Origin of the sequence: Uliginosibacterium sp. 31-12 (assembly GCF_030548425.1) — a bacterium.
GTDB classification, from domain to species: Bacteria; Pseudomonadota; Gammaproteobacteria; order Burkholderiales; family Rhodocyclaceae; genus Uliginosibacterium; species Uliginosibacterium aquaticum.
In genome coordinates this window covers 278694-304384 of the sequence record NZ_JAUOOA010000001.1, presented here as the reverse complement: position 1 = coordinate 304384, position 25691 = coordinate 278694, and the positions used below count along the sequence as shown (strand labels likewise).

Annotated in this window: 26 protein-coding genes; 12 read left to right on the top strand and 14 right to left on the bottom strand. The window is 60.6% G+C overall.

Annotated features, from left to right (window positions below):
• Positions 1-8: 8 nt before the first annotated feature.
• On the bottom strand, positions 9-1589 hold the full coding sequence (locus tag Q3Y64_RS01370; RefSeq protein WP_101942494.1) for a diguanylate cyclase: 1581 nt from the start codon (positions 1587-1589) through the stop codon (positions 9-11).
• Between the two features lie 120 nt (positions 1590-1709).
• Between Q3Y64_RS01370 and Q3Y64_RS01365 the strand changes: the two genes are divergently transcribed.
• Both Q3Y64_RS01365 and Q3Y64_RS01360 read left to right on the top strand, forming a co-directional pair.
• Positions 1710-2258, top strand: coding sequence for an NUDIX hydrolase (locus Q3Y64_RS01365; protein WP_303560366.1), 549 nt, complete (start codon positions 1710-1712; stop codon positions 2256-2258).
• Positions 2259-2346: 88 nt separating this feature from the next.
• Positions 2347-3981, top strand: coding sequence for a methyl-accepting chemotaxis protein (locus Q3Y64_RS01360; RefSeq protein ID WP_303559618.1), 1635 nt, complete (start codon positions 2347-2349; stop codon positions 3979-3981).
• A 78-nt stretch (positions 3982-4059) separates the two neighbouring features.
• Here the strand turns inward: Q3Y64_RS01360 and Q3Y64_RS01355 are convergent, their stop codons facing one another.
• Positions 4060-4698 (bottom strand): EF-hand domain-containing protein, encoded by a 639-nt coding sequence (locus Q3Y64_RS01355; RefSeq protein WP_303559616.1) that lies wholly within the window; start codon positions 4696-4698, stop codon positions 4060-4062.
• A gap of 479 nt (positions 4699-5177) precedes the next feature.
• Complete coding sequence (locus tag Q3Y64_RS01350; protein WP_303559614.1) at positions 5178-5690, bottom strand: Spy/CpxP family protein refolding chaperone; 513 nt, start codon at positions 5688-5690, stop codon at positions 5178-5180.
• 244 nt (positions 5691-5934) lie between these two features.
• Here Q3Y64_RS01350 and Q3Y64_RS01345 point away from each other — a divergent pair, with 244 nt between their 5' ends.
• The gene (locus tag Q3Y64_RS01345) at positions 5935-6618 is read left to right on the top strand and encodes a response regulator transcription factor (protein WP_101942489.1); all 684 of its coding nucleotides are present in this window, start codon (positions 5935-5937) and stop codon (positions 6616-6618) included.
• 1 nt (position 6619) lies between these two features.
• Positions 6620-7801 carry an ATP-binding protein gene (locus Q3Y64_RS01340; protein WP_303559611.1) on the top strand — a complete coding sequence of 394 codons (1182 nt, stop codon included), beginning with the start codon at positions 6620-6622 and terminating at the stop codon, positions 7799-7801.
• A gap of 15 nt (positions 7802-7816) precedes the next feature.
• Here the strand turns inward: Q3Y64_RS01340 and Q3Y64_RS01335 are convergent, their stop codons facing one another.
• A complete protein-coding gene (locus Q3Y64_RS01335; protein WP_303559608.1) occupies positions 7817-8044 on the bottom strand; it encodes an energy transducer TonB in 228 nt (75 codons plus the stop codon).
• Positions 8045-8513: 469 nt separating this feature from the next.
• On the opposite strand from Q3Y64_RS01335, the gene Q3Y64_RS01330 reads away from it, so the two are divergent.
• Together Q3Y64_RS01330 and Q3Y64_RS01325 are read left to right on the top strand one after the other, a co-directional pair.
• Entirely contained in the window at positions 8514-9125 is a 612-nt protein-coding gene (locus Q3Y64_RS01330; RefSeq protein WP_303559607.1) for an HNH endonuclease, read from the top strand.
• Between the two features lie 70 nt (positions 9126-9195).
• Positions 9196-9444: a SemiSWEET transporter gene (locus Q3Y64_RS01325; RefSeq protein WP_101942485.1), complete on the top strand. Its 249-nt coding sequence runs from the start codon at positions 9196-9198 to the stop codon at positions 9442-9444.
• Between the two features lie 142 nt (positions 9445-9586).
• On the opposite strand, the gene Q3Y64_RS01320 is transcribed toward Q3Y64_RS01325, so the two are convergent.
• Entirely contained in the window at positions 9587-9736 is a 150-nt protein-coding gene (locus Q3Y64_RS01320; RefSeq protein WP_158239219.1) for a hypothetical protein, read from the bottom strand.
• 211 nt (positions 9737-9947) lie between these two features.
• The gene (gene htpG / locus Q3Y64_RS01315) at positions 9948-11867 is read right to left on the bottom strand and encodes a molecular chaperone HtpG (protein ID WP_303559604.1); all 1920 of its coding nucleotides are present in this window, start codon (positions 11865-11867) and stop codon (positions 9948-9950) included.
• Between the two features lie 92 nt (positions 11868-11959).
• Between htpG and Q3Y64_RS01310 the strand changes: the two genes are divergently transcribed.
• Positions 11960-13720: an ATP-binding protein gene (locus Q3Y64_RS01310; RefSeq protein ID WP_158239218.1), complete on the top strand. Its 1761-nt coding sequence runs from the start codon at positions 11960-11962 to the stop codon at positions 13718-13720.
• 100 nt (positions 13721-13820) lie between these two features.
• Here Q3Y64_RS01310 and Q3Y64_RS01305 read toward each other — a convergent pair whose 3' ends face one another.
• Positions 13821-15671, bottom strand: a complete 1851-nt coding sequence (locus tag Q3Y64_RS01305) for a polysaccharide lyase family 1 protein (RefSeq protein WP_254048225.1) — start codon at positions 15669-15671, stop codon at positions 13821-13823.
• 436 nt (positions 15672-16107) lie between these two features.
• On the opposite strand from Q3Y64_RS01305, the gene Q3Y64_RS01300 reads away from it, so the two are divergent.
• Both Q3Y64_RS01300 and Q3Y64_RS01295 read left to right on the top strand, forming a co-directional pair.
• On the top strand, positions 16108-16833 hold the full coding sequence (locus tag Q3Y64_RS01300; protein ID WP_158239217.1) for a ParA family protein: 726 nt from the start codon (positions 16108-16110) through the stop codon (positions 16831-16833).
• A gap of 47 nt (positions 16834-16880) precedes the next feature.
• On the top strand, positions 16881-17114 hold the full coding sequence (locus Q3Y64_RS01295) for a DUF1653 domain-containing protein (protein ID WP_303559597.1): 234 nt from the start codon (positions 16881-16883) through the stop codon (positions 17112-17114).
• 150 nt (positions 17115-17264) lie between these two features.
• On the opposite strand, the gene Q3Y64_RS01290 is transcribed toward Q3Y64_RS01295, so the two are convergent.
• Genes Q3Y64_RS01290 through Q3Y64_RS01275 form a run of 4 tightly spaced genes read right to left on the bottom strand, consistent with a single transcriptional unit; the run spans position 17265 to position 20944 of the window.
• Positions 17265-18671 (bottom strand): DNA recombination protein RmuC, encoded by a 1407-nt coding sequence (locus Q3Y64_RS01290; protein ID WP_303559595.1) that lies wholly within the window; start codon positions 18669-18671, stop codon positions 17265-17267.
• Between the two features lies 1 nt (position 18672).
• Positions 18673-19215, bottom strand: a complete 543-nt coding sequence (locus Q3Y64_RS01285) for a YaeQ family protein (protein ID WP_303559593.1) — start codon at positions 19213-19215, stop codon at positions 18673-18675.
• Between the two features lie 16 nt (positions 19216-19231).
• Entirely contained in the window at positions 19232-19459 is a 228-nt protein-coding gene (locus Q3Y64_RS01280; protein WP_303559591.1) for a sulfurtransferase TusA family protein, read from the bottom strand.
• Between the two features lie 24 nt (positions 19460-19483).
• Positions 19484-20944 (bottom strand): M48 family metalloprotease, encoded by a 1461-nt coding sequence (locus Q3Y64_RS01275; protein ID WP_101942477.1) that lies wholly within the window; start codon positions 20942-20944, stop codon positions 19484-19486.
• A gap of 80 nt (positions 20945-21024) precedes the next feature.
• Between Q3Y64_RS01275 and moaC the strand changes: the two genes are divergently transcribed.
• From moaC to Q3Y64_RS01260, 3 genes are read left to right on the top strand one after another with little or no spacing between them, the layout of a single operon-like run.
• The gene (gene moaC, locus Q3Y64_RS01270; RefSeq protein WP_303559588.1) at positions 21025-21507 is read left to right on the top strand and encodes a cyclic pyranopterin monophosphate synthase MoaC; all 483 of its coding nucleotides are present in this window, start codon (positions 21025-21027) and stop codon (positions 21505-21507) included.
• Positions 21507-22997, top strand: coding sequence for a CYTH and CHAD domain-containing protein (locus Q3Y64_RS01265; protein WP_303559586.1), 1491 nt, complete (start codon positions 21507-21509; stop codon positions 22995-22997). The genes moaC and Q3Y64_RS01265 overlap by 1 nt, the downstream gene beginning before the upstream one ends.
• A gap of 19 nt (positions 22998-23016) precedes the next feature.
• Entirely contained in the window at positions 23017-23469 is a 453-nt protein-coding gene (locus Q3Y64_RS01260) for a histidine phosphatase family protein (protein ID WP_101942474.1), read from the top strand.
• Between the two features lie 62 nt (positions 23470-23531).
• On the opposite strand, the gene Q3Y64_RS01255 is transcribed toward Q3Y64_RS01260, so the two are convergent.
• From Q3Y64_RS01255 to Q3Y64_RS01245, 3 genes are all read right to left on the bottom strand, one after another.
• A complete protein-coding gene (locus tag Q3Y64_RS01255) occupies positions 23532-23930 on the bottom strand; it encodes a hypothetical protein (RefSeq protein WP_303559584.1) in 399 nt (132 codons plus the stop codon).
• Positions 23931-24132: 202 nt separating this feature from the next.
• The gene (locus Q3Y64_RS01250; RefSeq protein ID WP_101942472.1) at positions 24133-24324 is read right to left on the bottom strand and encodes a hypothetical protein; all 192 of its coding nucleotides are present in this window, start codon (positions 24322-24324) and stop codon (positions 24133-24135) included.
• A gap of 190 nt (positions 24325-24514) precedes the next feature.
• Positions 24515-25684 carry a two-component system response regulator gene (locus tag Q3Y64_RS01245; RefSeq protein ID WP_303559581.1) on the bottom strand — a complete coding sequence of 390 codons (1170 nt, stop codon included), beginning with the start codon at positions 25682-25684 and terminating at the stop codon, positions 24515-24517.
• Between the last annotated feature and the right edge of the window lie 7 nt (positions 25685-25691).

Sequence of the window (25691 nt, the reverse complement as noted above, 5' to 3'; positions counted from 1 at the left end):
GAATCCCGTTAGCCCGCAGGGGCCCGCCCGACCCGGTTACGCCCTGCCCGTTTGGCTGCATACAGTGCAGTATCGGCTGCCACCATCAGCTCCATCAGATGGGTATAGGCCGGAAAATGCGCAAGACCCGCGCTGAAAGTCACCGAAAAAATGCCCTCGTCATAGGCGTGATAAATCCGCGAAAACCCCTCACGGATGCTGTTCAGACGCTCTTCCGCCTGCTCCAGAGTGGCGTCGAAGAACACGATGGCAAACTCTTCGCCGCCGTAGCGCCCCACCACGTCAGAGCGGCGCAGGCGCTGCTTGAGGTAGCGCGCGAGAGTCCGCAGCACGCGGTCACCCACGGCATGACCGTAGCTGTCGTTCACGCGCTTGAAATGATCGATATCAAGAATCGCGTAGCACACCGGCAGCGCCTGACGCTCGCCCTGAAGCAGCGCCTGCTGCAGCAGGGCCTTGGTCTTCACATGATTGAACAGGCCGGTAAGACTATCTTCCACCATCATCTTGCGCAGGCTGCGATAGCGCTCAGCCTTGGCCATCACGGTATTCACGAGCTGGGCCTGACTGATCGGCTTGGTGAGAAAGTCATCACCGCCATGGCGCATCGCTTCGAGCTGGATTTCGACACTCGTTTCGCTGGTCAGATAAACGATCGGAATGGATTCAAAAGCCTTGTTCTGACGAATGATTTTTGCCACTTCAAGACCGGTACAGTCCTGCATGTGAAAGTCCAGCAGCAGCACATCCGGCGAAAAATCCAGCAGCGTCTCGAGCACCCGGTCGGGCTCGCGAATCGCCCGCAAGCTGAGGTTAGGCATCGGCTCCAGCGCCTTCTTTACCGAAGCCAGCACGGTGGCAGAGTCATCCAGAATCATGACCCGGTAGGGCTCTTCGCGCGCCGGGTAGGCTAGCGGATCAAGTGCATCCACGAGCGTGCTGACCGTGAGGGGCAACTGAAAAAAGCCCTGGGCTTCCAGCCGCACCGCCTGCAAACGCAAGTGAAAATCCCCTTGCTGCGACATTGCAAACCACTTCAGGCCAGCCTGATTGGCCTGGCGGATCAGGGCCCGGGTCTGCAGATCAACCAACGCCGGCAGATCGATCAATACCGTCACCGCCCGCTGCGCCAGCGCGAACTGCATGCCACCCATGAAATCGGAAAACACCCGGAAACTGTAACCGTAGTTCTCCATCTGCAGGAGCAACTCGGCCATGCTCTCCACTTCGGGGGTCAACACGACCACCAGTGGCAGACCTTCGTTTTCGCCAATCGTCAGATCACTCTGCTTACGACGCGGCGTCAGGCTGCAAGCATCGCGCACGGCAGCAAATACGTTGGGCAAGAGCAAGTCGGCCTGGGATTTCTGCGCCTCTCCAGGATCTGCCAGTCCAGCCAGCATCCCAAGCAAAGGACGCAAGGCGACCTCCAGTTCGACCAGACCCTGTTCGCGTGCGAGACCGTGCAAGCGATCACAATGGAGCATGAAGGCTGCCCAGAATTCGAGGTCGTGACTCGCCTGCCAGACCATTTTCCAGGCCAGCACCATTTCATTCCAGGCATCGTGAATATCACGGCGTTTAGTCATGCGACCCGCTTTTTTAGCTACAAGCTGAAAATTGTAGATCTAGCGAACAGTTACAATCAGGGTATTCCGCCGGCCGGCTATCCGGAACGCATTCATCGAGTCCCCGCCATGAACATTCCCATCATCCATTGCAGCACTTGCGGCAGCAAGGTCAATACCGAGATTCCGCCCGGCGATCACCGTCCACGCCAAGTGTGTCCGTCGTGCGGCCAAGTACACTACCTTAACCCCAAGCTCGTTGTTGGCAGTCTGCCAGTGTGGGAAGACAAGGTCCTGCTGTGCCGCCGTGCCATCGAGCCACGCCTCGGATTCTGGACCTTGCCTGCGGGCTTCATGGAGGCCGACGAAACCCTCGCCGAAGCAGCCTGCCGCGAAACCTTTGAGGAAGCTTGCGCCAATATCGAACTGCAAGGCCTGTACACCCTCGTCAACATTCCACATATCAATCAGGTCCACGTCATTTACCGTGCCCGCCTGCTGGATACCGGTTTCCACCCGGGTGAGGAATCGCTGGAAACCCGCCTCTTCTCAGAACAAGAGATTCCCTGGGATGAGATCGCCTTCCGCTCGATCAGCCTGAGTTTGCGAAATTTTTTCGAGGATCGCCGCCGCGGCAACTTCACCCAACGAGAAGAAACGCTTTTGCCCGGCACAGCCCACCTGCCCTGATGGGGCCTCAAGCCAGAACTGCTCTCTGCCGTAAAGCGCGTAAGAACCCGCTTGTTACGGCGGGCTACGCCCGAAACGGAGAGCCATCATGCGCTGGTTTGAAAATCTTCAGTTCCGCAACAAGCTTGTAGTCAACTTTGTCATCAGCAGCGGCCTCCTAATCGCAGCTCTGCTCTTCTGCGCCTTCCGTATCGGTGGCCTTGGCGAAGACGTCGCGTACTTTGCTAATACCTCGGTACCTGCGATGAAATCTGCCGGCAAAATCAGCGAAATGCGTTTGCGCTATCGCGTGCGCAGTCTCGAATACATGCTGCCCGGGACTCCGGAGGAGCGCGCCAAGCTGGAACAATCCCTTCAGCAACTGGATGGTGAAGTACAGAAAACCATTGAAGCGCATGCGGCCTTCGCGAACAGCACCGAAGAGAAAGCACTGCTCGACGAAGTGCGGGCGGGCGCCGGTGAATACAAGAAAGTCGTCGAGGAAGGCGTCGCCAAGATCAAGGCAGGTGATGAAGAGGCTGCCCAGAACCTGCGCCGCAAGGAATGGGTCGCCAAGGCCAATGCCTTGCGTGACAAGACCGATGCCCTCAGCGCCATGGTCCTCGAAGCCGGCCAGAAACAGGGTGAAGAATCCATTCGCGAGGCCACCCAGGCACGTAGTCTGGCCTGGGGCGCGCTCATTCTCGCCACCCTGATTGCCATTGCTTTTTCATGGTGGTTCGCCCAGCGGGTCTCGCATGTTCTGGAATCCCTGGTCAGCATCGCCCGGCGCATCGCTGGCGGAGACCTTGGTATCCGCATCGAAGCGCGCGGATGTGATGAGATGGGCAAGCTGCTCAGCACCATGGAGGAAATGCGCGGCGCCTTGCACGGCATGGTCAACCGGATGCGCGAGCAGGCCGAGGGCGTCTCGCATGCGTCCCAGCAACTGGCGGAAGCCGCTCAGCAAACCGAGCTGAGCAGCAGTACGCAAAGCGAAGCCGCGTCAGCCATTGCCGCAAACGTGGAAGAACTGACTGTCTCGATCGCCCACGTCTCGCGTAGCACTGACGACGCCAGCAAGCTCGCCAGTGCGGCCGACCAGCAAGCGATTGCCAGTTCAAGCAAACTCAATCAGGTCGTCAGCGAAATCCAGCGCATCGCCCACATAGTGCGCGACGCGTCCCAGAAAATCGAAGTCCTCGAAGCCGAGTCTGACAAAATTTCCAACATTGTCACCGTGATCAAGGACATTGCTGATCAGACCAATCTGCTCGCGCTCAACGCAGCAATCGAAGCCGCCCGTGCCGGCGAACAGGGGCGCGGTTTCGCAGTGGTGGCCGATGAAGTACGCAAGCTCTCAGAGCGCACCGCGGCTTCCACGTCCGAAATCACCCAGATGATCGCCAATATCCAGCGCTCCACACGCGAAGCGGTAACCGGCATTGAAAGCGGCGTCGGCTCGGTGGATACCGGCGAAGAACTGGTCGGTCAGGCTGGCAGCTCGGTCGATGAAATTCGTCAGCTGGCCAGCAAAGTAGCGGATCTGGTGGAAGAAATTTCCCACGGTCTGCGCGAACAGGCCACTGCTTCGACGGACGTAGCCAACCGGATTGAACAAGTTGCGGTACACGCCGAAGAGCTCAACTCCAGCACCGCCAGTACCGGCAACGCTGCGCGCAACCTGCAGGACATCGCACGCGACATGCTGGGCTCGGTCAGCCACTTCCAGCTCGGGCGCTAAACCCTCTACCCATGAATAAAGGCCGGAAGTCCTGGCAGGCTTCCGGCCTTTTCTTGTGTCCTGCCAGGCTGAACGGCCTCAAGCCACCTCGGAGACACTAGCTGTTTCCGTGCTCTGACCGAAAGCGCCATAAGCCTGCGCCAGCTGCATCATGCGCAACATCACGGCAAACTCGTTATTACTGCTCGCCTGAGTCGAGTCGCTGCCGCCCGTCCCGCTCTCCTGCTCGAAAGCCATTGCTTCACTATGACTCACCTTGCCGTTGCCATCGGCATCGGCCTGATCGAAGTTTTCAACGATGCTCGAAATCAGGCTGGAGCGCTTGCTATCGGTGCTGCCGATCTCCTCCAGCTGAGCGCCCAGCTCATCCTGCGTAAAGCCTTCATCATCTTGCGGTGGAGGCGGCGGTGGCATCCCGCCCGCTGCACCAGGCCCACCCATGCCGGCCATGGCACCACTCATGCGCATTGCATTGAACTGGTTATCAAGCTCCTCGGCCAGCTTGGTCAGACTTGAGGTCAGCTCACTCTCGGTAAGCTTGCCATCGCTGTCGCCATCCAGCGCCGAGAAAATTTCATCGGCATCACTCGCACCGGAAATCTGCTCGAACGCCGATTGCAGGTCGGTTTTCTCGATATAACCCTGACTCTTGGTGTCCAGCCGCGCAAACAGGCTGCTGGCCATCGAACTGATGCTGCTGCCAAGACCACTGATCATGATGTGCTCCTTGCGTCTTCAAAAGAGATGACCGACAAACGCCGGCCGCGCAGCCCAGCCCATCGCAAAACGGGCGTGAACATGCCTTCCCCATGGCAAGTTATCGGCCAGCAACGTGCAATTTTTTTAGCGAACGGCGTTAATCCAGTTAAAAACTCATCAAGAAAACAGCTTCGTGCGCTGCTTTCAGGCCCGCTTCCTCACTTCGCACCGGCCTCAGGCGGCAGCTTCTGCCGCTCTCCAGAGGGACGGCAATATCCGCACGGCCGGCGCAGTCAGTCTTTTAGAACAGGCTCCCGCCGTAACCGGCAAGGACTGCCGACGAAAAAAAAGCCACTCCGACGCAGAACGCAGGAATGGCTCAAGTGACAAGACAGGGAGTTCCCACCGGGAGGAGTTGTGGGGGCTGAGCTTGCCAAAAAGACTATCCCGGGCCTGCATGAAACACATCAGCCGCCCGGAAGAGGCTCAGGAAAATTTCAGCGCCTTTCGTCGCGCGGGGCTGGCGGCTGATTGCCACCGCCACGCGGGCCTTCGCCTGGCCTGCCCGGCTCACGCGCCCTGCCTGAATCGAGCGCCTTGCGCTGCTCAGGGCTCAGCAGGCTCAAGAACTGATGTTCTGCCTGGGCCTGCAGTAAAACCAGTTCGGCGCGAGCCTGAGCTTCAGCCTGCGCAAGTTCGCGGGCCTTTGCGGCCGTGAACTCGGCCGTACCGATCAAGGCTTGCAAGGCCTCATGCGCCTTGCGCTCGGCCTTGCGCTGGGCATGGATGGCCGGTGCCTGCTGGTGATGAAGCTGAAACAACTTGTCTTGCTGAGCCTCACTCAGATCGAGTTGCTCTAATGCAGCACGCGGTGGCAAGGCGCCCCCCCCCATACCAGGCATGAAGGCTTCGTGCGGCGCACGCATCGACGGCATTTCGGCAAAGGCAGCCGGGGCAGTGCACAGACTGGCCAGCATCAGGCTACGCCAGAGGTTTTTGACTGCAGACATGACAGACTCCTTGTAGAGGTTTAACGGGGCTGCCATGGCTGGCGGCATGGAAAGCATTCTCGGCGTTACCACTGTTAAGCCCCCTCAAGCAGCCGTAAAAACACTAAAAACGGTGTCATAAGCCTCTCTGGCAATCGGCCTTCTGGCTTCGTAAAAATGATTAAAAGCTATAGCAAACCAACAGGCGGCTGACGCCGCATTCGCTATCATGAGTTCATCAAATGATTGATTCAGAAGGTTTGCGATGAGCCGGGTACTACTGGTGGACGACGATCAGGAACTCGTCGAAATGATGAAGGAATACCTGCTGCAGGAAGGTTTCAGCGTGGAAACCGCGAACGACGGCGAGGCCGGCCTGCAGAAAGCACTTGGCGGCGATTTCGCGATCACGGTGCTGGACATCATGTTGCCGCGCCTGTCTGGCATCGAAGTGCTCAACCGCATCCGAAAGCAAAGCCGTATGCCGGTACTGATGCTTACCGCCAAGGGCGATGACATCGACCGCATTGTCGGCCTGGAACAAGGCGCGGATGACTATGTCCCCAAACCATGCACGGCCCGCGAAATCACCGCGCGTATCCGCGCCATCCTGCGCCGCACAGGCACCCAGGAAGAGCCGGACAGCCTGCCGGTCAGCGCTGGCGAGCTCATCATGTGGCCAGACCAGCGCCGTGCCCAATGGCGCAATCAGGCTCTCGAGCTGACCAGCACCGAGTTCAATCTGCTCGAAGTGCTGGCCCGCCATGCCGGCCACACCGTTTCCAAGCAGTTGCTGTCCGAACAAGGGCTGGGACGGCCCTTGCAGAAATTCGACCGCAGCATCGAGGTGCACCTGTCGAAGATCCGTGAAAAACTGGGCCCACAGGAAGACGGCCGCTCGGTCATCCAGACCATCTTCCGTCAGGGTTATCAGTTCATTCGGAGCTGACATGGGGCGCCTGTTCTGGAAACTGTTTCTGGCGATTTTCCTCGCCCAGCTGCTCACGGGCTGGGGCGTGGGCTTCCTGTTCTGGCTTGAGCATGCGGCGCGTCAGAATCAGTCTCCGAATATGGCAAGCGTGCCGGGCAGCGCCCGGCCAGAGGGGCCGCCCCCAGCCTTCGCCCCCGGCGGACCGCAACCTCGCCCCCCGGGCACAAGCACTAACACACAGGAATTCCAGCGCCCCTTCCCGCCTGGACCACGCCCCGGAGGGCCACGTGGCCTGCCCTGGCAACCCGCAGTCATCGGCCTGATCGCCAGCCTGCTCTTCGCGGCCTTGCTGGCGCGCCATCTCTCTCGCCCCATCGTTGGCCTGAGCAAGGCTTTCAAGGACGTGGCCGGTGGCAATTTCGACATTCGCCTGGCCCGCAACAAGCTGCACTGGCAGGATGAGCTTTCAGATCTGGGCGAAGAGTTCGACCGCACGGCGGCCCAACTCAAGATGCTCGTCCACAACCAGCGCCGGCTTCTGCACGACGTTTCCCACGAAGTGCGTTCGCCGCTCGCACGTATGCAGCTCGCCATCGATCTAGCCCGCCAGCAGCCGGACAAAACCCCGGAAAGCATGGCTAGGCTGGAGCGCGAAGCCGGCCGCATTGATCACCTCGTCGAGGAATTGCTGACGCTGTCGCGACTTGAAGCAGGCGCTTGTGGTCAGCTCGACGACACGGTGGACTTGCCCGAACTGCTGGGTGAGCTGGTAGAAGACGCCCGTTTTGAGGCCGAAGCGAAGAAATGCCATGTAGCGCTGGGAGGCGACGCACAGGGTCTAGTGAAGGGGCGGGCAGATCTGCTCCACCGGGCCATCGAGAACGTGCTGCGCAACGCGATCCGCTACACCACGCCGGCAAGCGCGCTCAGCGTCGGCGTAGAAAACCACGGTGAAGAGCTCTGCGTCACGGTGGAAGATTGCGGCCCTGGAGTGCCCCAGTCAGCCCTGGAAACCATCTTTGATCCCTTTGTCCGCCTCGGAGACGCCCGCAGCAACGACGGCTACGGGCTTGGTCTGGCAATTACCCGGCAGATCATCGAAGCCCACGGCGGGCGGGTCATCGCCAGCAATCGCGAACAGGGTGGCCTGCGCGTAGAGATGTACCTGCCCATCACTCAGGCCAATACGGCAAGCGCTTAAAACGCCCGGCGGGTTTCAGGGCAGGAACTCAAGCTCCAGCACAAAAGCCTTGCCCTGCAGGGCTGCCGGCAGTTCTGCGCGACGGGCAGCGCTCTGCAGGCGTCGAAGCCAGGCCTGATCCATCTGCGTGTCACCACTTGCACGCAGAAGACGCACTGCTTCAGGACGCCCATCCGCGGCCAGTGCCAACTCCAGCAAGACTCCAGCCTCTGACAGTGCGGGCCAGGGCTCATCGTCTGCCATAAGCAACGCCAGGCGGTAAGCCACTCTGGCTTCCGCCATACTCAGGGTGCGTAGGGCGACCTTTGGTTCTGGCGACACTACACTTAGCGACTCAGACGGTACAGCAGGCGCCACAGTAAGCGCGGCCGGCCCATGTCTGGTATCAGGAACACGCACTTCACTACCGGGCATCAATGCTGGTTCGATCCGCTGGACCACTTCAGCTTGCACTGGGCGGGGAGGAAGAAGCGGCGCGACATACAGACTCAGCTTCGCCTTAACAGGCTCCCGCAGGCGTTCACCTGAGACGCCCATGCCGCGCCAGAGATCCAGCACCAACAGGTGCAGCACCAATGAAGCTGCGAGGCCACCCAGACACAGGCGCTGCCACTCGCGCGGCGAGGAAGGATTGCTTAATCGGGCCAAGGCGGTTAGCGTGTAGGAAGAGTAGTCCCGAGGAACATGCAGGTTTCATTCTCTGGAGCGTTCCATGCGTCCGCCCGAGCATCGCCCTGAAGTCCGTGTCCTATCCCGCGAACGCTGCCCCCTGATCCTCACGCTGGATACCCAGGGGCAACCCCATCGCTGGGTAAGCTGGCAGCACGCCCTGTTCTACTACGCGCGCAATATGGTGGCCTGGGATGCCGGGGATGCCTGTTTCACCTTTCACGGCGGCATCTCGCGCCAAACCGGCGTGCGCTCGATCATCACCGCCAACAGCATCATCGCCATCAAGGGGCGGGCACTCTCAAACCGCACCCTGCGCCAGGTGCCACCGCTATCCAATCGCGAACTATTCAATCGCGATCGCCACGTCTGCGCCTATTGCGGGCAGGAGCTGCAGTCTGCCCGCCTGACGCGGGACCACGTCAAACCGGTTTCACAAGGCGGCGCAGACAGCTGGATGAATGTGGTGACAGCTTGCCGCAGCTGCAATCAACGCAAGGGCGGCCACACCCCCGAGCAGGCGCGGATGATGTTGCTCTACGCGCCTTATGTACCGAACAAGGCCGAGTACCTGATCCTCTCGAACCGCAGCATCCTCGCCGACCAGATGGATTTCCTTGCCCATCACCTGCCGGCCCAGAGCCGCCTGCGCTGAGCGCTTCAAGGGGCTCCGGGAGAGCCTGATACACTCGTGCCCTCGCCTGCCGCCCTGCACCCGCCGCGCCATGACTGAACTGATCGGCTTCCTTGCTGCCTTCTGCACCACCCTGGCTTTCGTACCACAAGCCTGGCTGACCTGGCGGACCCGCTCGGCACACGGGGTGTCACTGGGCATGTACAGCATCTTCGTGACCGGCGTGGCACTCTGGCTGGTCTATGGCATCGCCATCCTGTCCTGGCCAGTAATCGTGGCCAACGCCATCACCTTGCTGCTGGCCCTGTTCATCCTGATCATGAAGCTGCGCTTCGGCTGAGCATCTCTGCCTCAGAAGCAGTTTACGACCTGACCGCGAGGCCATGATCAGGACTCATGCGCTGCTCGGGATCCCCATGTATCCACATACACTCCGGTGATGCCCTGCGGACAGTCTCTCGCTACAGATCGTTAACAGCTTCTCAGGCCTGCTTCACAGGCTCCAGACCACGCCCCACCCCAAACTGCAGGCTGTCAATCTGCAACTCCTCCAGATAGGCTTGCCTTTCCAGTTCGATTTCACTGCTGGCAAGGGCTTCCGTGTGCTGTGCGTGTGCGTTGTCGTGGTTCATGCTTCTCTCCATTGTCAGACCGTAGCCTGCTTGTGCGCCACTTACGCGGCGAATGTTCTGGTGTGCAAATGCTGCATTGCAAAACGACGCCTGACCACTGGAGAAAACCCTTGCCCGTGAAATCCACCACAGCGCATCAGCAGAAATGAAACGGGCCGCACAAGGCGGCCCGTTTCATTTCTGGCAGTCCCAGCGAAGGGACCTCCTCATACTATTTAGCCATGTCCAACATCAGCTGGTTCATGCGGCGGATGAAGGTGGCCGGATCATCCAGCGTGCCGCCTTCGGCCAGTAAAGCCTGATCGAAGAGCACGGCGGCCCAGTCATCGAATTTGCCGTCTTCGCTCTTCAGGCGCGCCACCACCGGGTGCTCCGGGTTGATCTCCAGAATCGGCGCCGAGGTCGGCACGTTCTGGCCGGCAGCCTTGAGCAAGCGCGCGAGATTCGCACCCATCTCGTTCTCATCCACCACCAGGCAGGCCGGGCTGTCGGTCAAGCGATGCGTCACGCGCACTTCCTTCACGCGCTCACCCAGCGAGGTTTTCACCTTTTCCAGCAGCGGCTTGAACTCTTCAGCCTGCTCTTCGACCTTCTTCTTCTCAGCCTCATCCTCAAGCGCACCCAGATCGAGGCCGCCCTTGGCTACCGATACGATCTGCTTGCCATCGAACTCGGTCAGGTAGCTGATCGCCCACTCGTCGATACGGTCGGAGAGCAGCAGCACTTCGATGCCCTTCTTGCGGAAGACTTCGAGGTGCGGGCTGTTCTTGGCCGCGTTGAAACTCTCGGCGGTGACGTAGTAGATCTTCTCCTGGCCTTCCTTCATGCGGCCAATGTAGTCCTTCAGCGAGACGCCTTCATCCGCCGTGTCGGTATGCGTGGAGGCAAAGCGCATCAGGCCGGCAAGTTTGTCCTTGTTGGCAGAATCCTCGCCCAGACCTTCCTTGAGCACACGGCCGAACTCACGCCAGAAGTCGACGTAGTCATCCTTGCGGTTCTCGGCGATGTCTTCCAGCAGGCCCAGCACCTTCTTCGTGCAACCGCCGCGGATAGTGTCGACGTCCTTGCTCTCCTGCAGAATTTCGCGCGACACATTGAGCGGCAGATCCGCCGAATCCACCACGCCGCGCACGAAGCGCAGGTAGTGCGGCAACAGCTTTTCGGCGTCGTCCATGATGAAGACGCGACGCACATAGAGCTTCAGGCCATGGCGCGGATTGCGATCCCACAGGTCAAACGGTGCACGCTTGGGCACATACAGCAGCTGGGTGTACTCGTGACGCCCCTCGACCTTGGCATGACTCCAGGCCATCGGGTCTTCAAAGTCGTGCGACACATGCTTGTAGAAAGCCTTGTAATCGTCGTCCGACACATCATTCTTGGAGCGGGTCCACAGCGCGTTGGCCTGGTTGATGGTCTCCTCTTCGTCGGACACCACGTTCTCGGCCTTCTCCTGATTCCACTCTTCCTTCTGCATCAGGATCGGCTGCACGATGTGATCCGAATACTTGCGGATGATCGAGCGAAGCTTCCAGCCGGAGAGCAGATCGTCTTCGCCTTCGCGCAGATGCAGGATGATGTCGGTGCCGCGCAGCGCCTTGGTATAGGACTCAACCGAGTATTCGCCGGCTTCGTCACCGGCCATCGAGCATTCCCACTTCACGCCGGCATCCGCCGCATCGCCGGCACGGCGAGTCAGCACGGTGACCTTGTCGGCCACAATGAAAGCCGAGTAGAAGCCCACGCCGAACTGGCCGATCAGGTTGGCGTCCTTCTGCTTGTCACCAGAGAGCTTGGAGAAGAACTCCTTGGTACCAGACTTGGCGATGGTACCTAGATGGTTGATCGCCTCCTCACGGCTCATGCCGATACCATTATCCGAAATCGTGATGGTGCGCGAGGCCTTGTCAAAGCGCACGCGGATCTTCAGTTCGGAATCGCTCTCGAACAGCGCAGCGTTGTCCAGCGCCTCGAAACGCAGCTTGTCGCAGGCATCCGAAGCGTTGGAAACCAGCTCGCGCAGGAAAATCTCGCGATTGGAATAGAGGGAGTGAATCATCAGGTGAAGCAGTTGCTTCACTTCAGCCTGGAAACCACGTTTTTCGGTGGTGGATGCTGCCCGTTCAGTCATGCTCTTTATCCTCCGGTAATGCATTTGTTAGCATTCGGAGAGATAGGGGCGCCGGTTCCGAATTTCAAGCCCCCGCTTTGCGGAGCATCCACTTGGCCCCTCCCCCCGCTCTACCGGAAAGCAGCCAGGCTGAGCCGCTAGCCGGTGATCTGCTGGCGCGATCGGCATGGTCCTTCCTCGGGATCTATCTGTTGCTGGTAGTTCTGATCCTCGCAGGCACCTGGGCCTTGATTACACAGGACTGGGTGCGCCAGCAAAAAGTCCAGGAAACTGAACTCTCCAGCCTCGCTCACTCGCTCGCCGAAATGCTCGAGCATGATCTGGCAGATGCCGATCGTGCCCTGCGCAGCCTTGGCCGCATGCAAGCCAAAGCCCTATCGGCAAACACGGAAAACCTGCGCGAGCTAGCCCGCCAGGAATTGCTGCAAGCCCCACACATTGCTCGCCTCTCCATCTGGTCGGCAAAAGGGCAGGAAATCATGGGCGTGCAGCAGAACATGCTGGCCACCACCCTCTCCAGCCCTCTGCCGTCGGTGGAACTTTTCCGCCGTCAGCCTCAGCAGGGGCTCCTCATCCACACCGCTATCGTAGGGGCAGATGGTTTGCGCTACCTGCCGGTGGAACGTATACAGCGTGGCGCACAGGGCGAACTGCAAGGCTACGGCGTGGCGCTGCTGGAGGTGACCACCTTAGAGCAGTACTTCCGTGCCATCCGCCTGACGGACTCAGACCAGGCCAGTCTGCTCGATGGAGACACCCGCCTGCTGACCAGCATGCCTGTAGAAACTGACGCCCCAATGCCGGACTTCCGCCGCCTGTTGGCCAGCCAAGCCAACGGCCAGCGCCCGGACAAGGCCTTCGGCACCACTTACGAAATAGATGGCGAGAGCCAGGTCGGCGTCTTCCGCTGGCTGAGCCGTTACCCATTGATCGTGGAGGCCGCCCGCCCTACCGCCGTGGCAAGGGCTGGCTTTACCGCCATGAAGCGCCGCCTGCTGACGGGAGCCGGCGCACTGATCGGCCTGCTCGGCTTGCTCACCTGGCTGATTTACGCCGACTCACAGCGCCATCGCTCGGCGCGTGCCAGTCTCGGTCGCATCAACGCCTCTCTCGAAGAGCGAGTCAGCCGGCGAACAGCTGAACTGGAGCAATCCAACCGCGAAATGATCGCCTTCAGCTATTCGATTTCCCACGACCTGCGCGCGCCGCTACGCGCCATCAATGGCTTTGCACACGCCCTGCGCGAGGACTTCAGCGAACGCCTCGATGATCAGGGACGCGACTATCTGGATCGCATCTGCCGCGCCAGCGTTCGCATGGGCGAGTTGATCGACGAACTGCTAGCCCTGGCCAACGTTTCACGTGCCCCTCTGGTGATCGAGGAACTCGACCTGACCCTGATCGCCAGCGACATCGTGGAGGAGTTGCGCCTCGCCAGCCCGGAACGCCAGGTGCTTTTCCAGGCCCAGGCCAACCTGCATGTGGAGGGTGATGAAGCCTTGCTGCGCAACGCGCTCACCAACCTGATCGGCAATGCCTGGAAATTTACCCGCGGCAGACGCCCGGCCGTAATCAGCTTCACGGCCGAAGAAGAAGCGGAGTTCATTCGCTTTACGCTCGCCGACAACGGTATCGGCTTCGATATGGCCCATGCCAAACGCCTGTTCCAGCCCTTTCAACAATTGCACGGCAACCAGGGCTTCGGCGGCACCGGCATCGGACTGGCCTCGGTACGCCGCATCATCGAGCGTCACGGCGGACAGATCTGGGCTGAAGCCGATCCGGAACAGGGCGCCAGCTTCATTTTCACCCTGCCCCTGCGCGCCCGGGTGATCCGCAGACGCCGCAAGTAGGCCCTCCCTGAGGGTTAACGGACAAGGCCCGCCACTTGCGTGACGGGCCTCATCAGGATTGCATCGAACCGGCCTGTTGCGACCGGCCCGAGGGTAAAACTTACTTCAGTTTGCCAGCACCTGCGTTGCTGATCACCGAAGCCTTGGCCGCTGCGGCGGTTTGCAGCGTGTAAGCGTAAGGCGGGGTCCACACATTGGCGCCGGTCGGCACGGCATAGCCACACTGACCATCCCAAGCCACCGGGGTGGTGTTGCCACCCTTGTCGGTCAGCATCAGGTGACCAGAGGAACGAAAACCGATCGGATTTGTTCCGTTACCGCCATCAATACCCTTCTTGCAGAAGCTGTCAGTCGCCAATGCCGTGATCTCGAAATACATGTTCTCGACCAGCATGTTCGACTTGTAGCGCGGATCCACACCACTGCCAAACTTCAGGTCAGCCGGCACAGAGCTATCGGTACGGCCATAGATGTAGTTGTTGAACATATGCACCTGGCCATAACGGTTCAAGGGCAAGCGCGATTCCAGGCGATCGTAGAAGTTGTTGGACAGGGTGACGTGCAGACGGCCGTCATCGCTCCAGGCACGACCCGAATCACCGTTGCCGATGAGGGTGGTCTTGTGGTGCTTGAAGAAATAGCTATTGGTGACCGTCGTGTAGTCGGAACCACGCACGATATCCAGCAGTCCATCGTGACGGGTGTCACCTGCCAGCGAATCCGGCGTATCGCCATCGCCCATCGAGATGTGATCGATGTAGATGTTCTGCGCACGCGACAGGGTCATGCCGTCCGCGTAAGCATTGGCCGAATCTTCCGGATTGACGTCCCAGGGCGCATCAATCTGCAGGTTGCGGATGATGATGTTGCGCGTCCAGGTCGGATAGTCTTCGCTGTCCTTGCCGGCGGCGATCCAGGCGTTGTAACCGGCCTGAGCATCTGCAGCACCATTGGCCAGCTCGCCACCAATCAGGATCGACGTTCCGGTGATACGGGCGGTGCGCCCCTGAGCGTCGTTGATACCCACCAGCGTGGTGTTCGACGGGATCATGATCGAGCCGCCGTACTTCTGATCCATGTAGCTGGTGTATTCCTTGAACACCGTATTGTTGGCACTCCAGCGCAGATCAATGTGGCCCACCACGCGCACGATCTTCGGCTCCAGACCGGCTTCAGCCAGGGCTGCAACCAGTTGCTGACCGTTGAATACGGTGTAGACACGGTTGGCCGCAGCAGCCGAACCACCCGTCACGACTACCTTGCCCTTGCGCGACCAGGTATGCCAGCCGTTTTGCGGCGCCGTGGCACGCTCGAAGCTCAGCACCCCGCCAGTCGGATCCACCGTGGCGAATTGCCAGGTCGGCAGCACCGGAGCGGCCTTGTAGTTGGTCGGGTTGTGCAGACCATCGATCGTGGCCGGCGCCAGATAGTTGCGCACGCCATAGGTATAGCTGCCGCTGACGTTCTGCAGGGGAGTGCTGGCACCCGTCAGGGTGCGAGCGTCAATACCTGCAGCCGAAACGCTGCTCGCAGCGGCGGACGAAGCGGCTACCGAGGATGCCGCAGCCGAAGACACTGCAGCCGACGAAGCGGCGGCGCTGCTGGCGGCCTTGCTGCTGGAAGCGGCCGAAGAGGCGGCAACGCTGCTGGCTGCGGCGCTGCTCACGGCAGCACTGGAGGACGAGCTGCTCAGCGGGCCATAGGAGCACCATGCGGAAGTGGTATAGGTGTTGGTCGGGAAAGCCGAACCAATACAGGCGAAGCTGTCAGTCTTGGTGGCATACACGAAGCTGCCGGACTTGCCCAGCGCAACCGAACGGGTACCCGCCATCGTGCAGGTGGCGCCGGTATTCTGTGCGCACTTGGTGTAACCGGTGGGATAGTCGCTGGCGGCCTGCACATTGGCAGCCAACAGCAGAAGGGCGGCTCCGCCCAGGATCTTACTTTGCATGGTGTCTCCTAACTTATTTATGACGCAGACCTGTTCCGGCCTGCCACCTCGTCCAGTGCTACAACTTTAGATGTAAGACAAATTCTTACAAAAGTAATAGACGAGCAGGAGAAAACTAGTGCAGCGACCTCGCGCTGTCAATGAGAGCCTGAGGTTCGTTCATCGTGTTTCCGAAAACACGAAACTGTTTTCTGCGTTGAAACAACATGCTGCGGCGCAAGATTGCCCACTTCAGCAGATTCCGCACTGCAGCAAGGAAAACTAGGGGCGGAGACGTCCGGCCATCGGCACGCATACGGCCGGAATACCCGCCTGATGGCTATTGCACAGAATGGATTGCTTCCTACAATGGAAGCTCGTGCTCTCTTGCTGCGCAGGCTATCGGCCATCTGCCGAGCAGAACCTGACGCCCGGGCGCGCTACCGGAGGCTGCTGCATGAGTGTGATCGCTGTCGTTAACCGCAAGGGAGGCTCGGGCAAGTCCACACTGTCCACCCATATCGCCGCCTATCTCGCCTCACTGGGTGAGGAAGTGATGCTGGGCGATATCGATCGCCTGCAGTCCTCGCGCCTCTGGCTCTCCTTGCGCGATCCACGCTACAAGAAGATTCACGGCTGGTCGATCGATGAGAAGAACTTCGCCCGCCCGCCTGCCGGTGTCAAGCATGTAGTGCTCGACACCCCCGGCGGCTTCCAGGGCTTTGGCCTGATGAAGGTCACCATGTATGCCGATGCGATCCTGCTGCCCGCAGCGGCCGGGATCTTCGACCGTAATTCGGCTGCCGAGAGCATCCGCGAGCTGCGCGCCTTCCCGCGCGTGGCCAGCGGTCGCTGCAAGATCGCCTGCGTGGGTATGCGCATCGATGGCCGCACCCGTCAGGCAGAAGCCTTGCAGGCCTGGGCCAGCGAACAGGCGCTCGATTGCATCGGTACGATCCGCATGGCCCAGGCTTACAGCAAATGCCTCGAAGCAGGCCTATCGATCTTCGACTTCCCGCCGAACAAGGTCGAAACCTATCTGCCGGAGTGGCAGCCGATCACAGCCTGGCTGGATGCCATTCTGGCCGCCGCCGCCCCGACTCCTGGCAGCCACGGCTCACGCGAAGAGTTACGCACCCGCCAGCCCATCCTCGCCTCGCGACCGGTACTGCCGCAGCTTTGATTCACACGCGTGGGCGATAATCACGTTTTTTGCGAGCCCGCCCCGCCATGAGCCACGACCTGCCTCCCCTGCCCGCCCTGGAACCCGGCCACTATCGCCATTACAAGGGAGGTGAATACGAAGTTGTCGGGATCGCCCGCCATAGCGAGAGTCTGGAAGCGCTAGTGGTCTATCGCCCGCTCTACAACGCAACAGGGCTGTGGGTGCGGCCTTATGCGATGTTTGTCGAAAGCATCGAGATCGACGGCCAGCACCAACCCCGCTTTGCCCGCGTGAGCTGAGGGAGCTCAGAAGCTGTTCACGATCTGTAGCGAGAGGCTGTCAGCAGGGTGAAGAGCAGCACAGGAACCGGAGTTTATGTTGATAAATGAGGATTCCGAGCAGCGCATGAGCCCGGATCACGGCCTCGCAGTAAGATCGTGAACAGCTTCTCAGCCCTCAGCATCGTCCGGTGCGCTCAGCAGCTCACTGACTTCATCGAGCTGCACTTTTTCGATCTTCTGAAAGTGGCCGGAAATTTTCTTGCTTGAAACGTGAACATCCTGCACATCCTCATGGGCCAGACGGATGTGATCGGCGAGCTTCTTCATGCGCTGATCGAAGAGACCGAAATCCTTTGAAAGCTTGCCCAGCGCGTCCTTGATGAGATGGATCTGCTTGCGCGTTTCGACATCCTTGAGCACCGCCCGGGCGGTATTGAGCACCGCCATCAAGGTGGTGGGCGACACGATCCACACGTGGCGGGCCTGCGCGTAGCTCACCAGATCCGGATGGTAGGCGTGGATTTCGGCAAACACCGCTTCAGCCGGCACAAACATCACCGCGCCATCGGAGGTTTCTCCCGCCACGATGTACTTGCTGGCAATCGCGTCCACATGGCGCTTGATGTCCTGCTTGAACAGGCTTTCGGCGGCCTTGCGCTCGATCTCGCCAAGCCCAGGCTCGAACATGCGGTGATAGTTTTCGAGCGGAAACTTGGAGTCCACAGCGACCCGGCCAGTCGGCTCAGGAAGTCTCAATACGCAATCGGCGCGCACGCCTGAGGCCAGCTGGCACTGAAACTCGTAGGCATCCGGCGGCAACGCGTTCTGAACCAGGGCTTCGAGCTGCACTTCACCGAATGCGCCACGTGCCTTCTTGTCCCCCAGTAGCTCCTGCAGGCTCACCACATTCACGGTCAAGTCACCAATCTTCTTCTGCGCTTCATCGATGGTCGCCAGCCGCGCCATGACGTTGGTGAAGGTTTCATTGGTCTTGGCAAAGCCCTCGTCGAGACGCTGATTGACCACACCGGTGATCGCATCGAGACGCTCGTTCATGCTGCGGGTCAGGCTTTCAGTGGTTTCGGCCTGCTGCAAGGACGCCTTACGCAAGCCATCCTGCAGCAGCTCGCGGTCGGCTCGGGCGGCCTCGGCAAGTTTTTCGAGCGTCTGAGCCAGCATCTCGGTCTTCAGCTGGTCCTGCCGCGCGATCAGGGTGCTGGCAAGTTCAGCAAGCTTCTGCGCCGTTTCACTGCCCTGCTTCGTCACCAGTCCTTGCAGGGCAAGCTGCAGTGCCTGCATGGCCTCGCGCGTCGCACGCAACTCCTCGCCCACCAGCGTGCGCTGGCGCTCGGCACTGTCGGTATGGGCCCCGATCATGCGATCGCCAAGGCGATCGAGGCCGGCGGCGAAATCGTTGAGCATGGCACGATGGCTATTACCCAGCGCTACATCAACGCGTGCCAGCAGCGCCTCACTTTGCACCTGCTGTGCAGTGGCCTGCGCGGCAAAACGCAAGCCCAGCCAGATGGCGGCCAGCACCAGCAAGCCCAACACGGCAAGAATCGCGAACTCCATCTCAGCGCTCCTCGGTGAGTCGCTTGAGTTCGATGTCGAGGGTATCGGCATCCGCCGCGACCATCGCGTTGCCATCCTGCAGCGTGCACTGCAGCTGCATGCCACGCTCGGCTAGGGCTGCAAGCGCCTGGCTCTGGCGGCTGTCGACCAGCCACACCGTGAGTTTTTCCTGCTTGCCGAAGGCTGCAGCATTCTGCTGCCACCACTGTTCCACGCCACGGCCGTAAGCATAGACGCTGACCTTGTCGGCGCGCCCGCAGGCCCGGCGCACGAGGCGCTCGTCAGGCTGGCCGACTTCGATCCAGTGCTGCACGGCGCCGGTCAGATCACGCTCCCACAAGGCCGGCTCATCATCGGTGGAAATGCCACGGCCGAATTCTAGGGACTCGCTGGCGTTGTAGATGAAGGCAAGCACGCGCACCATCATGCGCTCGTCAGTTTCGGAAGGATGCCGGGCCAGAATCAGATTGTGGGCGGCGTAATAGTGACGATCGAGGTCGGAGATACCGACCTCCGCCTTGAAAACGGTGGAACGCAGGGCCAAGGGTTGCTTCTTTCTGTTACTTGCGACGGATCAGGAAGATGAATTCAGCGGCATCCGCCGCGCTCTGATCTTCCAGCTCATGTCCGGTCTGGCGCGCGAAGGCTTCGAAATCCTTCTTGGCGCTGGGATCAGTGGCGAGAACACGCAACAACTGGCCGCTTGCCATGCCGGCAAGGGCTTTCTTGGTGCGCAGGATGGGCAGCGGACACTTCAGGCCGCGCACGTCGAGTTCGCTTGTACTCATGATCTTGTTCTCTTTCCGGAAGACTCAGCGATCTTTCATCGCTTCTTCGAACAGCTTTTTGACTTCACGCAGGCGCGCATCCAGAGCTGCCTGCTCCATGTAATCACCACCACCGGCACGCTGGGCAATCTGCAACTGATCCAGTGCCGAGCTCAGATCCCCCTGCAGCAGGTAGACCTCGCCCAGTGCGCGATGTGCCTGGGTGGTACGTCCCAATGCAGTGTTAGCCTTGGACTGCAGCACGTAGAGACGGTAGTCCGTACTCGGTGCCCGCAGCAGCGGGTCGACCACCTTGAGGGCTTCTTCCGGCTTACCGCCAGCGAGCCAGGATTCCGCCTCGCAATACAGAAGCGAGCGGCGCATCGGATAGAGCGTACGCGCTTCACGGCAGGTGCGTGCGGCCGTATCGAAGCGGCCATGGGCACGCTCGATGTCGGCACTGAGCATGGCCAGCATCGAGGTATCCGGCTTCAGCTTGCGCAATTCCACCAGCGCCTGAGCGGCCTTGTCGAGCTGATTCTCGGCCAGGTAGGCGCGTGCCAAACCATACCAGCGGGAGGACTGCTCCTGCGCCGTCACCACCTTGCGCGGCAGCAGACGTGACAGGGCAATCTGCCCTCCCGCCTGCAAGACCTCGACTTTACTGCGCACCAGCGCGAAATCGATGGAGCTGGCATGCGGCTGCGCGCGCAGCTGATGCACGCGCGAACCGATGTCGGACACCCGGTCCTGAGTCAGCGGGTGAGTACGCAGATAGGCCGGTGCATTGTTATCCATGCCGCGAGTCTGGGCATACATGCGCTCGAAGAAGCTCGGCATGCCTTCCGGATCAAAGCCGGAGGAGTCCAGAATCTGCAGCCCGACTCGGTCCGCCTCGCGCTCATAGTCACGCGAATATGAGAGCTGACTCTGGATTGCCGCCGCCTGGCCAGAAGCGAGCAAAGCGCCAGCCGCCGCCGGACTGTTGCGCCCGGCCAGGATGGCCAGCAGCAGCGAACCGATCATCATGGCGGTGGTATTGCCCTGGCGCGAGAGCATTCGCGCCATATGGTGTTGCTCGACGTGACCGATCTCGTGCGCCATCACCGAGGCCAGCTCGGACTCGGTGGCAGCCGTCGCAATCAGCCCGGTATGCAAGCCGATCACCCCGCCCGGCATGGCGAAAGCATTGATGGTGCGATCATTCAGCACGAAGAACTGGTAGTTTTGGCCAGCCACCACCGGGCTCGATGTGAGGGAGCGCCCAAGCGCCGCGAGGTATTCCTCGACCTCGGGGTCGTCCAGATAGCTTGGCTCGCGGAAACGCACCTCGCGCATCACCTCTTCGGCAATACGGCGCTCCTGGGCGGGCGAGAGCGATTGCTGGGCGGGATCCCCCAGATCCGGCAGGCGGTTGGCCAACTGCTGGGCAGCCACAGGCTGGATCAACAACACGGCAATCAGCAGCCGTGCCAACAGGCGACAGGGAGCAGAATGAATTTGCATCCGGCTATGATACTGCCCGGCTTGATGCGTTCAAAACCACAGCGCACGGGCCGCCTAAAAAACTGCAAAGAGTCCTCCATATGAGTCAATCTCCCCTCACCCACTTCGATGCCCAGGGCCAAGCCCACATGGTTGATGTGGGTGCCAAGACCGAAACTGCCCGCCGCGCAGTGGCTGCCGGACGCATCCGCATGCAGCCGCAAACCCTTGCCACCATCCTCGCCGGCAACAACAAGAAGGGCGACGTTCTGGGCATCGCGCGCATTGCCGCGATTCAGGGTTCCAAACGCACAGCTGAGCTGATTCCACTCTGCCATCCGATCCCGCTGACCAGAGTTGCCGTGGAATTCACGATCGACGAAGCCGCGAGCGCCATCGACTGCACCGTCACGGCCGAAACCGTGGGCCGCACCGGCGTGGAGATGGAAGCGCTCACGGCTGCCAGCGTGGCACTGCTGACCATCTACGACATGGCCAAGGCCATGGATCGCGGCATGCAGATCGAATCCATCCGCCTGCTCGAAAAAGAAGGTGGCAAGTCCGGCCACTGGAAGGCCCTGTAATGGCCAGGGAGATCGAACTCAAGCTGGCCTTTGCACCTGCCGCCCACGCGGCCATCCTCTCCCACCCGCTGCTGGCCCGTGCCGAGCGCCTGGGCGCAGCCAATGAGCTGATCAACACCTATTACGACACGCCGGACATGGCACTGTCTGCACGCCGGGTTGCCCTGCGCACCCGCAAGATCGGCGACACCTGGCTGCAGACCGTGAAATGCGCAGCCGAGTCTTTCGGCGGTCTCTCGTCGCGGCCTGAATGGGAGCAGCACTTCACGGGCGAGTTCGATTTCTCGGCAGTGGATGCCGAGGCGCCGCGCAAGCTGCTCGAAGTACATCGCGACGCCATCGTGCCGCTATTTACCACCAACTTCCGCCGCCAGACCCTGCTTCTCACCCCTTCGGCTGACGTGCGCGTGCTGGTGATGATCGATTCCGGCGAAGTCAGCGCCAACGGCCGCAGCGAGGCCATCAGCGAGCTGGAGCTGGAGCTCGAGCACGGCAGCGCAGATGATCTGCTGGCCATCGCCAGCGAACTTGCCGCCAGCCTGCCGCTGCTGCCCTACGACCCGAGCAAGGCCGCGCGCGGCTACCGCCTGTTTCGCGGCGACCCCATCCTTCCCGAGCACCACAGGATCAGCCCGGCGAATCCAAAAACCCAGCCTTTGGCAGCCTTCAGCGCGGCAGCCTTTACGGAAATTGCGGCCTGGGCCGCCAATCAGCATGCTGCAATCAGTAGCGACAATGCCGAATTCATCCACCAGCTACGCCTTGCCCTGCGCCGCCTGCGCAGCCTGATCCGCCTGTTTGCGCCGTTGCTGCCAGAAAGCTTCACGGCCCACTGGCAAGCCACCCTGCGTCGCGAAGCCGCCAGCCTCGCCGAAGCGCGTGATCTGGATGTGCTCTGCGACGAAATTCTGGCCGTCACCGAGGGCGACAGCGATGCGCGCCTGCCGGCCCTGCTGACCCACGCATCCGCCGCCCGCCAGCATGCCCACGCCGCCGTTCGGGCCCGCCTCGCCGCGCCCGGCGCAGGCCAGCCCCTGCTGGCCCTCACCCGAGCCCTGCATGCCCTCCCGCAAGCGGAAGCTCAAATGCCGCTCGAAGCATTCGCCGCCCAAGCACTCGCACGCTTGCAGCGCCAGGCTCAGCGCCGCTACCGCTGCGCTGACACAGAGCGCAGCACCGAAGCGCTGCATGCCTTGCGGATTGCCACCAGACGCCTGCGCCTGGGGCAGGAACTGTTCGCCGCCACCCTGGACAAGAAACAGGCGGCCACCACCAACAGCCTGGCCGAGTTGCAGGCGGACCTGGGCCACCTGCACGACCTCGCACTTGCCATGCCACGCCTCGCGGACTTCTCTCGCAGTCGGCCCGAGCTCACTGAAGCAGTCGCCTTCGTAGTGGGCTGGCAAGCTGCAACAAGCCTGCAACTTCGCCGCGCTATCCTGCCGCGTTGCCGAAAACTACTCGGCAAAAAACACACGGCCGGCAAATAGCCGACACAGGAGAAAAATCTTGGATCTGTTGCTGTGGCGTCACGCCGACGCCGGTGAGGGCAGCCCCGACATCAGCCGCACCCTCACCCCGCGCGGGCTGAAGCAATCCCAGCGCATGGCGCGCTGGCTGGATGAACACGCCCCGGCCGAGCTGCGGGTGCTGGTCAGTCCGGCCACCCGCACACGGCAAACCATCGAAGCCTGGCGCTCGGACTACGAAATCAACCCGGCTGTCGGCCTGGACGCCACGCCGCAAAGCCTGCTCGAAGCCGCTGGCTGGCCGGAAGCCGGTGGCGCGGTTTTGGTGGTCGGCCATCAGCCAACCCTGGGCCAGGTCGCGTCCTTGTTGCTGCGCGACGAGGACAGCGCCCTGTCCTTCAAGAAAGGCGCCTTGTGGTGGTTTCAGCTGCGCGAACGCAATGGTGAGCTGCAGACCGTGCTCAAGACGGTGATAAATGCCGATCTGATCTGAGCGGGTCAAACTAAAAATAGAGGGCGCCGCAGGCGCCCTTTGTCATTTTCAGCCTAGCCGCATTAGCTGCAACTGGAACCAGACACCGTGAAGCTGACCGACTCCGAATCGCTCAGTGAATCGGTGCTCACGGTGAGCTTCAGAACCACCGTGCCGGCGCTCGAAGGGGCGGTGAAATAGACCTTGGAAGTATTACTTGAGCTCAACGATACCGAAGTACCTGAGCTTTGCACCCAGCTGTAATCAATGTCGCTGGCCGTCACATCGCCGTCATAACTGACCGAAGCCGTGGCATACGCCGCCGCGCCACAATCGACGGTGGTGGCAGACTGGGTAATGCCAGAAATACTGAGCTCGTCGTCCGAAGTGGTACCACCGCCACAGGCTGCGAGGCTCAGCAGAGCCAGCACACCGCCAGCGTGACACAGCGAACGGGCGGAAGACGAAATGGGAATGCGCATGATGGCTGGACTTTCTCTTGAATCAGGGAAAATCCAGCGTATCAAGTGGTCATGCAAATAGACTTCAGCGCGGTGAAAAAGGAATTAAAAGCCTGCAAGGCAGGCACAACGCTGAAAATCTTTCTCAAAGCCGGAAACCGGCTGAAAAAATAAAACGGCCCGCACTTAGCGGGCCGTTTCTGACTCTGCTTGCAACCCGCTATCAGAAGGGGTTGAACATCGGCGCACTGGAGATTCCGCTGCGGCGGGCAGCAGATTCGCTGTGGTTGCCGGCGCCGAATTCGGTGCTGTTCAGCACGACTTCAGCCAGATAACCTGCACGTTCCTGATCTTCGCTGCTCACGAAAGCCTTGTGTGCGGGTTCGAATTCAAACAAACCAAAACTGGGAACCATTTCAAGCCTCTCTTTCATTTACCTGAGCACCGGGGGGAGTGCTTGGTGTGAATACTATGAGTTGCGCCAGATCAAATCCAATCGGATGTTTGGATTCCGGAATAAGCTCCGTTTAATAACCATCTTATATAAGACATTCACCTCTCTTTATCTGCGCCAAAACCCTTGCCGCAAGAGGCTTTGCGCCTTATCAGGTGGCATTACCGGGGGCCGCGCCCATGCCGGAAATGAGCTGATAGTCTGTTTTCCGCGCCATATCGAGATCGGAATCTGCGTAGCGCAGGGCAATTGCGCGAAACTCTTCCTGGATTTCGGCAAAGGCATCGACTACGTCGGGGTCGAAATGGCTCCCGCGCCCCTCCAGAATGATGCTCACCGCCTTCTCATGCGGCATACCCTCCTTGTACACACGACGACTGATCAGGGCGTCATACACGTCAGCCAGTGCCATCAGCCGCGCTGAAACGGGGATGGAGTCCCCGGCCAGGCCCTCCGGATAGCCGCTGCCATCCCACTTTTCCTGATGGGAGTAGGCAATCTCCTTGGCCATGCTGAGGAATTCCACGCGGGTACCGAGGGCTTCTTCGGCATGGGCAATGGCATCACGCCCGAGTGTGGTGTGGGTCTTCATGATCTCGAACTCATGCGCTTCGAAGCGACCCGGCTTGAGCAGGATGCGATCCGGAATGCCAACCTTGCCGATATCGTGCAACGGGGCAGACTTGAACAACATGCCGATGGTGTAGTCGGTGAGGTAGGCGGCAAAGCGCGGATGGCTGCGCAGCTTTTCGGCCAGCGCCTTGACGTAGAACTGGGTGCGGCGGATATGGTTGCCGGTATCGCTATCCCGCGTCTCGGCCAGGGAGGCCATGGCAAGGATGGTCACATCCTGGATGGCCATGATTTCGAGGGTGCGGCGAGCAACCTCCTGCTCCAGAAAATCGCTCTTGCTACGCAGAAAGTCGGCACTGGCCTTGAGGTTCAGATGGGTCTGCACACGCGCCAGCACGATCGGCGGGCTGATCGGCTTGGTGATGTAATCGACCGCACCGAGCGCCAGGCCCTTCTCTTCATCCTCGGTTTCGGACCGCGCGGTGAGGAAGATGATCGGGATATCGCGCGTGGCAGCGTCCAGCTTGAGGCGTCGGCAGACTTCGTAGCCATCCATGTCGGGCATCATGATGTCGAGCAGGATCAGGTCCGGAGCCGGGGTGGCGGCCGCAATGCGCAGGGCCTTGTCACCATTGCTGGCGACCTTGACGCGATAGTGTTCCTTGAGCAAGCCACTCATGAGGCTCAGATTGTCCGGCGTGTCATCCACAACCAGTACCGTGGCTTTCTCGATCTCGATCAGGTCCATGGCGAAC

What these genes read in the sequence shown, in the direction of transcription:
- Q3Y64_RS01245 (WP_303559581.1), bottom strand. Translation starts at nt 25,684, where the DNA reads ATGGACCTGATCGAGATCGAGAAAGCCACGGTACTGGTTGTGGATGAC.
- Q3Y64_RS01335 (WP_303559608.1), bottom strand. Translation starts at nt 8,044, where the DNA reads ATGGCAGACGATGAGCCCTGGCCCGCACTGTCAGAGGCTGGAGTCTTG.
- Q3Y64_RS01275 (WP_101942477.1), bottom strand. Translation starts at nt 20,944, where the DNA reads ATGCAAATTCATTCTGCTCCCTGTCGCCTGTTGGCACGGCTGCTGATT.
- Q3Y64_RS01370 (WP_101942494.1), bottom strand. Translation starts at nt 1,589, where the DNA reads ATGACTAAACGCCGTGATATTCACGATGCCTGGAATGAAATGGTGCTG.
- Q3Y64_RS01325 (WP_101942485.1), top strand. Translation starts at nt 9,196, where the DNA reads ATGACTGAACTGATCGGCTTCCTTGCTGCCTTCTGCACCACCCTGGCT.
- Q3Y64_RS01340 (WP_303559611.1), top strand. Translation starts at nt 6,620, where the DNA reads ATGGGGCGCCTGTTCTGGAAACTGTTTCTGGCGATTTTCCTCGCCCAG.
- Q3Y64_RS01265 (WP_303559586.1), top strand. Translation starts at nt 21,507, where the DNA reads ATGGCCAGGGAGATCGAACTCAAGCTGGCCTTTGCACCTGCCGCCCAC.
- Q3Y64_RS01360 (WP_303559618.1), top strand. Translation starts at nt 2,347, where the DNA reads ATGCGCTGGTTTGAAAATCTTCAGTTCCGCAACAAGCTTGTAGTCAAC.
- Q3Y64_RS01300 (WP_158239217.1), top strand. Translation starts at nt 16,108, where the DNA reads ATGAGTGTGATCGCTGTCGTTAACCGCAAGGGAGGCTCGGGCAAGTCC.
- Q3Y64_RS01350 (WP_303559614.1), bottom strand. Translation starts at nt 5,690, where the DNA reads ATGTCTGCAGTCAAAAACCTCTGGCGTAGCCTGATGCTGGCCAGTCTG.
- Q3Y64_RS01320 (WP_158239219.1), bottom strand. Translation starts at nt 9,736, where the DNA reads ATGAACCACGACAACGCACACGCACAGCACACGGAAGCCCTTGCCAGC.
- Q3Y64_RS01255 (WP_303559584.1), bottom strand. Translation starts at nt 23,930, where the DNA reads ATGCGCATTCCCATTTCGTCTTCCGCCCGTTCGCTGTGTCACGCTGGC.
- Q3Y64_RS01290 (WP_303559595.1), bottom strand. Translation starts at nt 18,671, where the DNA reads ATGGAGTTCGCGATTCTTGCCGTGTTGGGCTTGCTGGTGCTGGCCGCC.
- Q3Y64_RS01355 (WP_303559616.1), bottom strand. Translation starts at nt 4,698, where the DNA reads ATGATCAGTGGTCTTGGCAGCAGCATCAGTTCGATGGCCAGCAGCCTG.
- Q3Y64_RS01305 (WP_254048225.1), bottom strand. Translation starts at nt 15,671, where the DNA reads ATGCAAAGTAAGATCCTGGGCGGAGCCGCCCTTCTGCTGTTGGCTGCC.
- Q3Y64_RS01345 (WP_101942489.1), top strand. Translation starts at nt 5,935, where the DNA reads ATGAGCCGGGTACTACTGGTGGACGACGATCAGGAACTCGTCGAAATG.
- moaC (WP_303559588.1), top strand. Translation starts at nt 21,025, where the DNA reads ATGAGTCAATCTCCCCTCACCCACTTCGATGCCCAGGGCCAAGCCCAC.
- Q3Y64_RS01280 (WP_303559591.1), bottom strand. Translation starts at nt 19,459, where the DNA reads ATGAGTACAAGCGAACTCGACGTGCGCGGCCTGAAGTGTCCGCTGCCC.
- Q3Y64_RS01330 (WP_303559607.1), top strand. Translation starts at nt 8,514, where the DNA reads ATGCGTCCGCCCGAGCATCGCCCTGAAGTCCGTGTCCTATCCCGCGAA.
- Q3Y64_RS01250 (WP_101942472.1), bottom strand. Translation starts at nt 24,324, where the DNA reads ATGGTTCCCAGTTTTGGTTTGTTTGAATTCGAACCCGCACACAAGGCT.
- htpG (WP_303559604.1), bottom strand. Translation starts at nt 11,867, where the DNA reads ATGACTGAACGGGCAGCATCCACCACCGAAAAACGTGGTTTCCAGGCT.
- Q3Y64_RS01295 (WP_303559597.1), top strand. Translation starts at nt 16,881, where the DNA reads ATGAGCCACGACCTGCCTCCCCTGCCCGCCCTGGAACCCGGCCACTAT.